The 12,851-nt window shown below is 59.4% G+C and carries 10 protein-coding genes; 6 read left to right on the top strand and 4 right to left on the bottom strand.

What is annotated here, in order from left to right:
* The coding region (locus EOS_RS20105; protein ID WP_047848441.1) for an adenylate/guanylate cyclase domain-containing protein at window positions 1-1,081 on the bottom strand (1,081 nt) is incomplete at its 3' end.
* Between the two features lie 195 nt (window positions 1,082-1,276).
* Between EOS_RS20105 and EOS_RS20100 the strand changes: the two genes are divergently transcribed.
* The 3 genes from EOS_RS20100 to fliL all read left to right on the top strand — a co-directional run bounded on the left by EOS_RS20100 (window position 1,277) and on the right by fliL (window position 5,849).
* The gene (locus EOS_RS20100; RefSeq protein WP_047848440.1) at window positions 1,277-3,520 is read left to right on the top strand and encodes a SulP family inorganic anion transporter; all 2,244 of its coding nucleotides are present in this window, start codon (window positions 1,277-1,279) and stop codon (window positions 3,518-3,520) included.
* Between the two features lie 325 nt (window positions 3,521-3,845).
* Window positions 3,846-5,120 (top strand): class I SAM-dependent methyltransferase, encoded by a 1,275-nt coding sequence (locus tag EOS_RS43610; protein WP_053063983.1) that lies wholly within the window; start codon window positions 3,846-3,848, stop codon window positions 5,118-5,120.
* Window positions 5,121-5,366: 246 nt separating this feature from the next.
* Window positions 5,367-5,849 (top strand): flagellar basal body-associated protein FliL, encoded by a 483-nt coding sequence (gene fliL / locus EOS_RS20090; RefSeq protein ID WP_047848439.1) that lies wholly within the window; start codon window positions 5,367-5,369, stop codon window positions 5,847-5,849.
* 111 nt (window positions 5,850-5,960) lie between these two features.
* Here the strand turns inward: fliL and EOS_RS20085 are convergent, their stop codons facing one another.
* Window positions 5,961-7,880: an SMP-30/gluconolactonase/LRE family protein gene (locus tag EOS_RS20085; RefSeq protein WP_047848438.1), complete on the bottom strand. Its 1,920-nt coding sequence runs from the start codon at window positions 7,878-7,880 to the stop codon at window positions 5,961-5,963.
* A 179-nt stretch (window positions 7,881-8,059) separates the two neighbouring features.
* The gene (locus EOS_RS20080; protein ID WP_047848437.1) at window positions 8,060-8,335 is read right to left on the bottom strand and encodes a hypothetical protein; all 276 of its coding nucleotides are present in this window, start codon (window positions 8,333-8,335) and stop codon (window positions 8,060-8,062) included.
* 109 nt (window positions 8,336-8,444) lie between these two features.
* Between EOS_RS20080 and EOS_RS20075 the strand changes: the two genes are divergently transcribed.
* Both EOS_RS20075 and EOS_RS20070 read left to right on the top strand, forming a co-directional pair.
* Window positions 8,445-8,717 carry a hypothetical protein gene (locus EOS_RS20075; protein ID WP_047848436.1) on the top strand — a complete coding sequence of 91 codons (273 nt, stop codon included), beginning with the start codon at window positions 8,445-8,447 and terminating at the stop codon, window positions 8,715-8,717.
* A 735-nt stretch (window positions 8,718-9,452) separates the two neighbouring features.
* On the top strand, window positions 9,453-10,385 hold the full coding sequence (locus EOS_RS20070) for a transposase (protein ID WP_053063982.1): 933 nt from the start codon (window positions 9,453-9,455) through the stop codon (window positions 10,383-10,385).
* A gap of 234 nt (window positions 10,386-10,619) precedes the next feature.
* Here the strand turns inward: EOS_RS20070 and EOS_RS43605 are convergent, their stop codons facing one another.
* Window positions 10,620-11,285 carry a hypothetical protein gene (locus tag EOS_RS43605; protein WP_053063981.1) on the bottom strand — a complete coding sequence of 222 codons (666 nt, stop codon included), beginning with the start codon at window positions 11,283-11,285 and terminating at the stop codon, window positions 10,620-10,622.
* A gap of 328 nt (window positions 11,286-11,613) precedes the next feature.
* Here EOS_RS43605 and EOS_RS20060 point away from each other — a divergent pair, with 328 nt between their 5' ends.
* Window positions 11,614-12,648 (top strand): substrate-binding domain-containing protein, encoded by a 1,035-nt coding sequence (locus EOS_RS20060; RefSeq protein WP_235442889.1) that lies wholly within the window; start codon window positions 11,614-11,616, stop codon window positions 12,646-12,648.
* Window positions 12,649-12,851: the final 203 nt, after the last annotated feature.

Below are 12,851 nucleotides of genomic sequence, written 5' to 3'. Positions count from 1 at the left end.
CGCCCGGCCGCAGGCCTAGCAGGCTGCCAGTGATCGCCAGCACGGGATCCTCGCCCTTGCCCATGCCGAAATCCAGCAGCAGGCCCCGATGGATGGCGAAACCCTGCGCGTCGCCGAAGCGGCGCATCTCGTCGACGAGGCGGGTCTTGCCGATACCTGCCTCGCCGCGCACATAAACAATTTGCCCCGCACCCTGATCGCGGCATGCGCAGGCGATTCCCCTGAATTGATCCAGTTCCGCCTTGCGCCCGACGAAAAGGCTGCGGCTTGCGGTCACGGACTCGCCCACAATGCCGCGCAGGCGCCAGACACGCGGGGGGGCATCGATACCCTTGAAACGCATTTCGCCTGCGGCGTCGCTAAGGATGCAGCCGTCGAGCGCGCGCTGCACGCTATCGGAGAGCAGGGTCTCGCCGGGACGGGCGGCAGCGACCAGGCGCGCGGCTAGATTCACGGAATCGCCCAGTACCGTGTAGTCCTGAGCATCGGCGCGCGCAAGGGTGCCTGCCACCACCTCGCCGCTTGCGATACCTATATGCGCTTGCAACGGGCGCGATGCAGGCTCGCCAAGTCCGGCGAGTGCTTCGTGGATGTCCATTGCCGCGCGGGCGGCGCGCAACGGGTCGGTATCGTGCGCGCGCGGTGCGCCGAACACGGCCATCACCGCGTCGCCGATGTGCTTGTCGATCGTGCCGCCATAACCGAGCACGATGCCGTCGACGAGCGCGGTATAACGCCCCGTCAGCTCGCGCAATTCCTCGGGGTCGAGCCCCTGCGAGAGCGCGGTGAAACCGCAGAGGTCGGCGAAGAGGATGGTGACCTGCCGGCGCTCGCCCGACGGCGCAGCGGGCGCGGGCGGCGTGGTGGACGGGATCGTGGACGGCGTGGCGGACGGTGCCGCGCCGCTGTTCCCGTCAATGGCCATCAGCAGACGCTTGCGATGGCCCAGCGAGACGATGCCGAGTTCTTTCAGGTCTGCGTCGGTGAGCTGCGGCAGCATCGCCGGATCAATATCGTTCTCTTCAAACGCGCGTGCGTATTGCCCAAGCCCCAATGCATCAAGCCACTGATCGATATTCATCGCCGTCGCCCAAAGCGGTTCCCTGAAATTGACGCGCGCATGACCAGCCACGCTAGGTCGATCCTCGAAATACAGTGTACGTCGCGTTGTATTAAACGGGCACGGGAAACGACCCAAGGGGAAATTGACACGGTCTCGCGCAGCGGCGGATACTCGACGAGCCGAGGGTCGACCCGCAGTCATCGGGAGAGCGCCGTGAAGCCAGGCACAACCGGTTCCGCCACCCAGGTCCGCGCGCGCCTGCGCGTCCGGGGGCTGATTGGCGACCTGATTGCCGGTGCGGTTTCGACACTGGTCATGCTCTGTTATGCGATGAGCCTCGGCACGCTGGTCTTCAGCGCGGATCTTGCGCGCTACGCCGAACTGGGGGTGCCGACCGCTTTGGTGAGTTGCGTCGTGACCGCTCTGGTGATCGCGTTGACCAGTTCCATGCGCATGAACATAGGCGGCCCGGACAGCAATGCGACGGCCTTTCTCGCCGGTGTGGCGGCAGGCGTCGCGAGCAGCGTGCGTGCCGACGGCGGTTCGCCCCAAACCATTCTGCTGACGGTGCTGATCGCGATCGCGCTATGTTCGATCGTGACTGGCGTGATCCTGTATGCGATAGGGTCGTCCAAGCGCAGCCGCTCGCTGCAGTTCCTGCCGTATCCGGTCGTAGGCGGTTTTCTCGCCGGTACAGGTTATCTGCTGATCGCGGGCGCATTTCGCGTGCTGACCGGCGAAGCGCCGCACTGGCGCACGCTGTTCGCTCTGCTGACTCAGCTGCATTGGCTCGCGTGGACACCTGCCGTGGTCGTCGGTGCGCTGCTCACCACGCTCTCGCGCGCGTGGAACCATGCGGCGGTACTGCCGCTGACGCTTGCCTTCGGCATCGCGCTCTTCTACTTTCTGCTCTACGCCGCGGACCTGTCGGTCGACGACGCGCGTCACATGGGGCTGTTGCTTCCTCATGTACCGCTGCGGCCGATCCACGTTCCGGAGTTGCCAGCGTTGCATTTGCCGTCCTCGCTGGCGCACAGCCATGTCGACTGGCCGGCTATCGGCGCGCATCTGCCCGAGACCCTGGTGGTCACGTCGGTTGCCGCGATCACGATCCTGATGAATTCCACGGCGATGGGCGCGGCGACGGGCGAGGATGTCGACCTGAACCGCGAGATGCGGGCCGCTGGTCTTGCCAATATCGCTAGCGGCATGCTGGGCGGGATGGTCGGCTATCAGTCTTTCAACCGCTCGCTCCTCAATGTGCGCGCGGGCGCGACGAGCCGGATGGCGGGCGTGTTCGCATCGCTCGCCTGCCTGATCCTGCTGGCTGTATCGCCGGATCTGGTGGCGCTGTTTCCTGTGCCGGTGCTGGTCGGGCTGCAACTTTTCCTGGGGCTGCGCCTGTTGATACAGTGGCTGGTCACCGCGTACAGCAAGCTCAACTGGCATGAGTACCTGCTGATACCCGTGATCCTGGGCATGGTGGCAGTCTACGGCGTCGTCACGGGTGTGGTCGCGGGCGTCATCGCCGCGTGCGTGATGTTCGCGCTGCTGTATGGCCGTGCCAGTTGCGTGCGTCTGGAGTTCGACGCCAGCACCCGGACATCGAACGTCGAACGTAGCATCGAGCAAACCCAGCGGCTGCGCGAACTCGGTACACAGGTGTGCGGTACCTGTTTGCAAGGGTTCCTTTTCTTCGGCACCGTCAATTCGATCCTGCAGCGCATGCGTGAACGACTGTCCGCGCATCGTCCCGCGCCGGTTCGCTTCGTGGTGCTCGACTTCGCTGCGACGACTGGAATGGACGCGTCGGTATCGGTCGGCTTCGTGAAGCTGAGGCACATGTGCGCGGGTATTGATGCGGACCTCGTGCTGACTGCGCTGCCGGCACGCTCGCGCGACCTGCTCGCCAAGACCGGTACGCTCAGCCTGCGGATTCACGAGTTCGCGACGCTGGATGCCGGGCTGGAGTGGGTCGAGGACCGGCTGCTCGCCGCAGATTCACACGCGTTGCCCGTCAGCGAGGAAAATTTCTACGCAATGCTCGCGGTGCATTTCACGCCGCATGCGCTTGACATGCTGATGGCCTGCTTGGAGGTATGCGACATCGGCATGGGGCAACCCCTGTTTCTTCGCGGCGAGCCGGGCGACGCAATGTATTTCGTCGAACGGGGCCGGGTTACCGTCTCACTGCCGCTTGTCGGGGGCGGATCGGTCAGGCTGCGCTCCTTCGGAGCCGGTACGATTGTCGGGGAAATGGCGGTGTACTCGCAGAAGCCGCGTAGTGCGAATGTGCACGCCGAAGGTCCGGCGCGCGTGCGGCGTTTGTCGCTTGCAGCGTTGCGTGCGCTGGAGCAGGACGACGCTGTCACGGCTCAGCAATTTCATCGCTTCGTTGTCAAGGTCATGGCTTCCCGGCTGGCCGTCGCGGATGAGGCCCTGCGGGCCGATCATTGAGCATGGTAGTGGGAGCCTCTCATGCAGACTCGCATTGGCTCTGTGTTTCTAAACCAATAAATCGTAATTTTCGGTAAGCACCGCCTTACTTAATATTCTGCATAATGCAGACTGCATGCAGAATATAAGTCAGAAAAAATTCTTGTCGAAGCAATGTTAGTCGCATTATCTTAGGATTACAAAATTAATATAAGAACCGTTCTGCGCACAGTGCTGATCGAAGGTGCATCTCGACGCCTCATACGCTTACCCGCGTCGTTGGAAGAAGCATCCCGACCGGTCACTTCGGCGAACCTGGACGCTGTGCGGCAAAGGCCCGTTGATCATGATATTGGATAATTTCTATTCAGCCCTGGAAGATCGCTTCAGGGGCAGCCGCCAGGTCATCAAGGAGCGTCAGAGCCTGTATCTCCCGCTTGTCGACGCGCTTAGCTTGCGGGTGCGAAAAAAGGTCCTGGACGTCGGATGCGGCCGATCCGAATGGCTCGAATTACTTGAGGAGCGCGGTATCGAGTCGGAAGGTCTCGATATGAACGAGGAGTTCGTGACTCAGGCGCGACAGGCTGGCCTCGACGTGTCAAAGGCTGACGTCATGGAGCATCTGCGGCAACAGCCGGACCAGTCTTATGGGCTCGTTAGTGCATTCCACGTGGTTGAGCATCTTGGTTTTGAAAACCTGCTGCTGTTTTTACGAGAAGCGCATCGGGTGATTGATGACGACGGCGCGCTTCTGCTCGAGACACCGAACCCGGCGAATCTGCTGGTAGGCGCGTGCACTTTCTATCTCGATCCCACGCACGAGCGACCCCTTCCGTCAGCTCTTCTCGGCTTCGCTGCGGAGTTCGCGGGGTTCGCGCGCGTTGTTGTGTTGCCAGTGAATCGTGCCTTTTTGCAGAACAACCTGGAATTCGTGCCGGACGAACTTCCGGGTGCTGACGTGATCAACAAAGTAGTGTCGTCGATCGATCAGAACTTCATGCAAGCACCGGATTATGCGGTCATCGCGTTCAAGAAGGCTGGAAACGAACTGGCCGCAATTGCCGAGTCGCTGACACTTCACTCGCCGTTGCCCGTCTCGGCGAAGGGAATGGAAGAGGTCAATGCTTTGCTGGCGCAAAGGCGCGATCAAGAAGCGGTGAATGCTTTGCTGGCGCACAGGTGCGATCAGGAAGCGGAACTGCGGGCAGTTCACTTGAGCGTAATCGCCGCGGAAGACCGGGCTCGTCGTTCCCAGGAACATGTGATTGCACTGTTGAGCAGTAGTAGCTGGCGGTTATCGTCTCCTGTCCGGGGTGCGGGAGTCTTGTTGCGCAATGTGGCCAGGTTGCCTGGCAAGGTCAATTACATCGCAAAGGTCTTATTGCGTCACGGTGCCGCTTATATACGTTGCAGGCCCTGGCTTAAACAGCGAGCCGAGAACCTGCTAAGGAGGTTACCGAGAGTTCGCACACGCCTCGCGCTTTATGCCGGTCTCGCAGCAACACAAGAGAATGAAACCGGAGCACTCCCTGTCGCTGTGGCGACGGTCGACCAACAGAGTGCGCATAGTCATGTGGTTCATGCCGACTTGATCAACGCAGAAAGTGTCGGCTCTGAATAGGAACTCCGTGGGTGTTGTTATCCTGTTGTGCCGAGCGTGGGCGACTGAACCGACTTGCTCCAGACGGGGAAGATGTAGTCCAGAAATGACGCCGCCGCTGGGCGGTGTCACTCATCACTGCCACATCGTCGAAACCGGTAACGAATGAAATAGGCGTACCGCGTTGTTTGGGAATTCGATGGAGCTCAGCCTCTACAGCCCGTACAGCCCGTACAGCGACAAAAGGATAGAAAGAGGTCCGCAATCATGGCAAGCCCCGCAGGAACAGAGCAGCCCATAGTTACCGTAAAGAGTGACAAGCTCAAGCTCAGTCTACTAATTGCCATGGGCATTATCGTTTTGCTTGGCGCGGGCGCTGCATATCTGCTGCTGTACGGTCCGGACTTGCGTGAGTTGGAGAACCCTGCACCCGCGCCGCCAGTATTTTTCCCGTTGGAAACAATGACCGTCAATCTTCAATCCGACGACAGCATGCATTACCTTCGGATTGGCTTGACGCTGGAACTGACGGATCGGAGGTCGCAAGCTGCGCTGGTTGAACGCATGCCGGAAGTGCGGAGCAGCATTCTGATGACGCTCTCGGCAAAGCGACCGGAGGATCTGGAGGGGATTGACGGCAAGCTTAAGCTCGCGAAGGAGCTGTTGGCGATTGTTGAGAATGCCGATGGCGTGCCCGGGAATCCGATACGCGTTCAGGAGGTGTTGTTCACCGAATTCGTCATTCAATAGCGGCGCAATAGTCGAAGCGCGGGCTGACAGGAGAGGCCGGCTAATCGTGCACATTCACGCGCGCGGACGTCTGTCCGACGTCAGGCGCGCAGACGCAACGGCCACCGGCGATCAGGGAGTCCAACGATAAACAACAATGCTGGAGCCGTTGTAGTTGTCCTTCGTGACCACGTACTCCCCGGTTGATCGAAGGTACGACCTGAGGCCGTACATCGAATCCACGTCATTGCCGACGTCAATTGTGGTGGGACTGCTGTTGGTCAACGTGGTGTCCAGGTTGCCTGTGTTGAGATTGAAGGCGTCGATGTTGGGCGCGGTATGCACGTATCCGACGAAGAGATAGTTGCCGGTTGCCGTGATCGACTTGGGATTGGCGCTGGTGAGGTTGATCACGGGGTTGGGAGCGGTGGTGTTGCCTGCGAGCCAGCCGTGATACACCTCGACCCTCGTTCCGATCGCCGTCCAGTCCGTGCTCCCAACAATTCCCTGTGCCAGGATCATGGTGTCGCTTTCCGGCAGGTAGATGATTCGCGTCAATGGCAGGACGGTCCTCGGAGTGGCAGCTACGATGGCTGCTCCCCATGTCGGCTTGCCGTTGCCATCAAAACCGGTCAGCGGATAGTGGTAGATGCGGTTCGTCCTGTCCAGACCGGCCCAGACGTCTCCCTTGCTATCAAGGCAAAATCCGCCCGTGACCGCTACAGTCGTATTGAACGCTGTCCCTGGAATCGAGCCATCCGGTATGGCGATGTAGCCATTCGCAGCGTTGAAGTGGAAGAAGTAGAAGATAGCGGGGTTCTGGCCGGACGCCACAAGAATCCGGTTTCCGCCAACGCTGGCGAGTTGACTGAAGTGCTCGTTGCGTTGGGTATCGTTGATGTTGATGCGTGGATCGGATGGATAGTCGATTGGATCGACGGTGTTCGCGACGAAGGTTCCTCCAGCCGCGCCCGTGTAAATGTTGGTGCCGCCGTAGAGGTAGGCGCCGTCTGTACCCGGGTCCGGAGCGGCGCTCCCCTCGAAGTTGAGGGCCTGAAGCTTCCATTGCAGGTTGCCGGAGCTGTCGTAGGCGTGAATGTCTGTTTGACCGTTGCGGCCGAGATCCCAGGTTCCGCCCCATGGGTTGTTGAGCACATACAGGTTGCCGGTAGAGTCCTTGCCGATGCCGGCGACGCGGGTGAACCGCTTGTCCCCGACCTGGCCTTTGATTCCAGCCGTGGTGTCGAGATATCCGCCTTGAATGCCAAACGTGCCAACCTGAACCGGAGCGCTCGCGATGTTGTAGATCTTGATGTTCATGTCGGGCCCCTCGTCGCCGGCCATGAGATGCCCGGTCGCCGCATCGAAATACAGCGCGGACGGTTGAGAGCCAACGGGCATCTGGATGGTGTTCAGCGGCGAGCCGGCCGGGTTGAATTCGAGGATCGTGCCCGCGCTCTTCTGAGCAACCCAGATGTTTCCTGCGCCGTCCACGGCGAGCGCGCCAGGACCCGAGACGTTGATATCCTGCTGCCAGACACCGGCGGTGGTGAAAATCCTGACCCGATTTCCCGGAAAATCGCTCGCATAAAGGAGTGAGCCCGATGTCGCGAGTCCGGTGACTACGTCGGCCCGCTTCTCAGTCGACGGCGCGCTGACGGAGATGACAAGATCTTCAGTTTGACTGGTTCGGTCGAATCGCCCCACCTTGCCACCGCCGTCAGTTCTGGTAGCTTGCAAAGCAGTGAAGATTGAAGTTGCATTCCCGGTAATGGCGCCGCCCTGAAACTGGTTGTGAATTCCTATGGAGCCTATGCTTTGGCCATTCCGGTATATGGCGACTCCGCCCTCGTTTTCGTCCCACATGGAAGCTGTATAAATGACGCCCTCGGGCGCTACCCACATGGAGCGGGCGGCGTTACCCACGTGGGTGGCGTAGGTCCCAAATGTGTTCGCGACCCAGTTGGTGGTGTACTGCGCCTGACAATTGGGTGCGATTGCAGCAATCAGCACTGCGGCAAGGAATGCGGCATAGCTTCGTTTCTTGATCATGTTGATGCTTTCCTCACTGTAGCGCCTCGATAACCTAAATCGCACGCGCAATAACATTGATTTCGGAACTGCATTCGCTGGGAATATCGACTCACCTGGGACATTCGATCGTTGTCGAGTACTGGAGTCTTCGTCACTATTATTCATCAGATGAATGTCAATAGTATTGCTCAGATGAATTAATCTGACTTCAGTTCCTGAAAATCACAAAGTTGAAACCCTTGCGGCAAGGCGTCGAGCGCTTGACGGTGCATTGCGCCGATTACCGGGATGGCTGCTTCAGCGAATGCCAAAGCGGTCGCCTGTTTGGGAAGGGTAAAGACGAGGTAAAGACAGAAAGCGGCGAACGAGAAACTGTCTGTGCCAGGCTGGTATTCTTTGCTTATAACTGGCGGCTGATATGCGCTGAAACGGAGTGCGCCGTTGGTGTTTCGCATTTCATTGATCATTGCCATGCTCTATTCGAGCGCATCGTACGCAAGAGCCGCGTTGGCCGGCGCAAGTCCGATGGTGCGATTTTTGCTTCGTTTCGATTGCGCTTTGGGCAGTTGAACCGGCGTAAGCATGGATAGTGTTACCCAGATATCCGCTCAGGCGGCGGATTGCGGCAAAGGCGACTGCTGGCGAATCGGGCGACACACCCTTACCAGACGCCTCTTGCTCGATACTGCAGCCTGTCCATTCATCGACGTTCTCGACCGCTCGGTCGAAAATCCGGGCACACAGATACTCACGGCCGGAATCTATTCCACCCGGACAGAAGAGCAGGCGCTCGTCTTCGAGGTCATACAAAGTGCCGCAACGGATGTGGTCGGGTTGCTACGCACGGTGCCGTAAGGAATTCCCGACAGATAAATCAGTCAACCCGCATAGCAATATCCGGTTTTACCGAACGAAAAAATGATTTGGGCCGCGTACGATACGAATCAATGGACTAGGCTTTGCTACAAAAGCCTGTGCCTGTGACTCAGTGGGGTTCCTGCAGACGCGGTGCAAGTCGTGAACATCCCGGTGATCTGATTGGAGCGGCTGGCGTCAGCCTGCATGTGGATTACATTGGCGCGTCGCGCAAGCTCCACACCATTACTGAATATGGTCAGTAGGACATACGTTCAGGACGCGGCATGGGCACGCGAATCTATCAGCACATTCAAAACTTATTTTTCAGTACCAATTTGGGTGCTGTCGAAAAAGACGCCGTGGTTCTGCCACTACAAGACGCCAGCGACTGAATCCGTGAAGTGAGTGCTCCAGTGGACGCTCTGAATTAAGCGCCGCCCGGAGTCGAGATGATCATGCGATATCCGTTCGATGGAGCGTTGATAGGTCCAGTGCGCTACGGAGCCTGCCGACTGAATTTCGTCATATGCCTCATGCGCAAATTCTCCCATGCGCGGGAGAACTCCCGTTTTGTGCTTCGACCGTGTGGAATTGTGCACTAACCACGTGGGGCTTTCTTCAGGCGGTCGCGCAGGACAAGCATAGGTGCAACTGAGAGCATCGCGCGGATCGCAAGTCATTAACTCGTGGTTGCACAAAGGCGAAACCTCGCCACGTTGTGCGGAGGAATACATGTTCTTCGATGAGCTAAGCAATGACGAATGGGCGCTCCTTGAGCCGATTCTTGCCGACAAGCCCGTGACTCGCCTGAACCGACGTGGCAGGCCCCGCGCAAACCCGCGCATTGTGGCGAATGCCGTTCTGTGGATTCTGACAACCGGCGAACCGTGGGCGAACCTGCCAGGCCGCTATCCGTCAGCGCCCACATGCCGGTGCCGATTCGAAGAATGGCAGTTGAACGGCACGCTTGCGAGGATCATCCGGCTGTTGGCGCCCATAGGGCGCACGTTCGCCTATATCCCGAACTCTTCTTCTGCCGTGACCAGGTCCGCCCTGCGGCGCGGTGCGCACAGCCAGGACAACGACGGCCTGCGCGGCGTGCTTTGGAAGAGACCCGAGCTGTGGCAGGCGGCACCTTGCAAGATGAACGGCCGGCATTCGATCGATCCGTTTGATGAAATCACCCGGCAACTCTCTGGCCGTGCGGCTGACGAACCTGTACGCATCGAGTCGAATGCAATGACGGCCGCGCGCCCGCCGCGATGGCTGAGTCACCCATGCGGGTCGCCGTGGAGGGGCAAGCCCTTGCCCACCATGCAGATTGTCGAGCGGCGCGGTTACATCATCCAGGCCACCGCGGATCCGGCGTCGAAGGAATTGTTTCGCGCATGGGCGGAGATCACAAAAAACGGACGACGCGTCGAGCGGTCCGGTCTCATCGGCCCGCGCTTCGGAGACGTCGAGACGGCGCAGAAATACGCGCTCGACTGGGCCTGCCGGTGGATTGACGAGCATGACCCTATGCCGATTGCCGCGCAGATGGCACTGGCCGCCGGCGTGGCGAGGTGGCCCATTGCGCGCACAATGCCTGAACCCGTTACAGAGGAGGCGTATGACGAAATGGAACAGGAAGGGACTTCAATCGGTTCGGCATCGAATACTTGAATGGCCAAATCAGCTGGAATTGCCCAGGTCATAGGAGTCAGCGCCGGGAACGCATACCCCGGGGCGAATCCACATCTGCCTTGCGTGGATAGATTGTCCGCATTCCACACTCAGCGACAAAGGCGACAAGTGTCGGAGGCTGCTGGCAACGTTGGCATGTCGAGTGACGTTTTCGCATCTGAACGGACGGGCAGAAAAACGCATCGGTTCTATAAGCTCATGAGCTTTAAGCGCTCAACTGCCAGGTACACGGAAGTCGCTATTGGGCCACCCTCCCATGACAGGGGGAGCTTCCAGTTCCGCCACCGTGCACTCGCGTGCGAGAAAACGACCATGCGCCATTCGCCGCTCGACTTTCTCGATGTAGTCGTCGCCGACCACCATGGGGACATAACGCAGATTTGGCGCGATCTTGTCAGGCCAGCCGCCAGTCACCGCCCCGAGACGTTCCGGCTCATTCCACGCGACTGCCAATGTGGACCATAAGGTTGCGTCAAGAATCTCGCCCGTTGGCAGGGTCCACCACGCGTGCATGTTGACGCCCGATCTCCCCGCTATATCCCGGGCATCGAAGCCTCGGCAATACCATCTTTCCAGATCGTCGAAGCTGGGGTCGAAGAACGCAAGCGTCGGTTTGCGAACCTGTCCGATCGTTAGCAGGACCCGTACACCCAGGACTTCCTCAACAACGGGCCGAAGCGCGTGACTCCACTTGATGCATTGCCCAGCGGCTTTGATGAATGACCGGATGCCGATATGCTGAAAAGCGATGTGTATTTTCTCGCCGAGTTCCGGCGTAAACAGGCTGCCATGCCGCGACGCAAGCCGTTCAAACGACGCCTCGAGTTTTGTGGTGAAGGCGTATGCTGAGTCCAGTTCCTGACTATAGTTTTTTTTCATTGCATCCAGGCGAGTCGGGTGGGCCTTATTGTTTGTCCAGTGCTGTGCGTCCAGACAATTTAACGACCGGCATTTCTGCTTTCTTTAGCGATGCCTGGACATTGGCATTCCGGTGAAAGCGGCGTGATGTAGAGGGGTTGAAAATTTGCGCGATACATTGACACCTCTTTCCGGGGTCGTTACGTTGCAGGCGTCTGGAAACAGCTTTCGAGTGGGCTCAAATGCAATGCAGGCCGAGTCGGATGAGACCTTCCACGCGGCGATTGCTTCTGAATGAAGCAATGCTGCGCCAGGAGCGACGTACCAGATGGGGAGCGAGGAGAGCGAAGTGAAATTATCAAGGCGGTGGAATGCGGCGTTGCAACCCGTCGAGGTTTGCGACGCGCGGGGAGCGCATGTCCGGAGCCACAGGAAACCCTCCCTGCGCAAGGCCCTGGTGCTTGTCGCATTGTTTGCCGTACTCGCCGGCACGGCTCCCATGGCTTCGGCGACCAAGGTCGGCGTCGTACTGGCTGGCTCGGTGCAAGTTTTCTGGCAGACGATGACCAAGGGTATCCAGCGTGCAGCGCTCGACCTGCATGTCGACCTGGTCATGCGCAATCCTTCTGACGGCGCCTCGCTCGGCACGGAACGCAATGTCCAGTTGCGAATGATCGACTACATGGTGCAGAGCGGGGTCGCCGGCATTGTATTGGCGCCCGAACCGCTGGAAGACGTAGCGACTCCGGTTTCAATTACGGTCCCTACCGTGCTGATAGACCGGAGCAGCACCGACTACAAGGCCATCTCCACCGTCACCACCGACAATTTTGCAGCGGGCAGAACTGCGGCTCTCAGCCTTGCACCGGTCCTGCACAAGGGTGCCAAGATCGCGGTGCTGCGGCTCTCACCGAACATCAGTTCCACGACCGAGCGTGAAAACGGGTTTCTGGCTGCGGCGCGGGAGATGGGCTGGGAGGTGGTTGTCGAAGCTTATGTCGGCTACCGGTTCCACGAGACTCAGGAAGGGGTTCTCAAGGCCTTGAATGGCTATGCAGGCCACCTCGATGCGGTCTTCGCGCCTAACGAGACGACAGCCGATGGCGCTTTGCGGGTCGTCGAGGCCATGCCGGCCGGCGATCGCCCGCGTCTGGTCGTGTTCGACTGGCGGCCGGAGTTCCTGGATGCACTAAAACGCGGTGTGGTATACGCCGACGTCGTGCAGGATCCTTATCGTATGGGTTATCTGGCGCTCGAAACATTGGTCGCGGACTTGCAAGGCCATCCATCCCGGCCAAGGGTATTCGTCGATGTGGTGACGGTGACTCAGGCCAATATGAACGATAGCGCGATCCGGGCCGTGCTGGCGCACTACGCGCAGTAGCGGCGCCGGAGTCGTTGCTCGCGAGGTCGCGTCAAATGGTCGGGGCAGTCGTGCTTGAGCTGTACCCGACCGCACGCCCTGCGACAAATGCACATGCGAGTGCCGGCTTGAAACCGGCGTGATGTCCGGAAACACGCGCAGCTTCTCTGGTTTCCTAGGCATTTATTTCACTTTCCACACCGGACGTCTCGTGCTGCGATTCG

This window comes from Caballeronia mineralivorans PML1(12), assembly GCF_001028175.1.
Lineage (GTDB): Bacteria > Pseudomonadota > Gammaproteobacteria > Burkholderiales > Burkholderiaceae > Caballeronia > Caballeronia mineralivorans.
The sequence above is the reverse complement of the archived record's forward strand: the minus strand, read 5'-3'. Positions and strand labels throughout refer to the sequence as shown.

Excerpts from the sequence above, each read along its gene's own strand:
- EOS_RS43610 (WP_053063983.1), top strand. The coding sequence starts at position 3,846 with ATGATATTGGATAATTTCTATTCAGCCCTGGAAGATCGCTTCAGGGGC.
- fliL (WP_047848439.1), top strand. The coding sequence starts at position 5,367 with ATGGCAAGCCCCGCAGGAACAGAGCAGCCCATAGTTACCGTAAAGAGT.
- EOS_RS20085 (WP_047848438.1), bottom strand. The coding sequence starts at position 7,880 with ATGATCAAGAAACGAAGCTATGCCGCATTCCTTGCCGCAGTGCTGATT.
- EOS_RS20080 (WP_047848437.1), bottom strand. The coding sequence starts at position 8,335 with ATGGCAATGATCAATGAAATGCGAAACACCAACGGCGCACTCCGTTTC.
- EOS_RS20075 (WP_047848436.1), top strand. The coding sequence starts at position 8,445 with ATGGATAGTGTTACCCAGATATCCGCTCAGGCGGCGGATTGCGGCAAA.
- EOS_RS20070 (WP_053063982.1), top strand. The coding sequence starts at position 9,453 with ATGTTCTTCGATGAGCTAAGCAATGACGAATGGGCGCTCCTTGAGCCG.
- EOS_RS43605 (WP_053063981.1), bottom strand. The coding sequence starts at position 11,285 with ATGAAAAAAAACTATAGTCAGGAACTGGACTCAGCATACGCCTTCACC.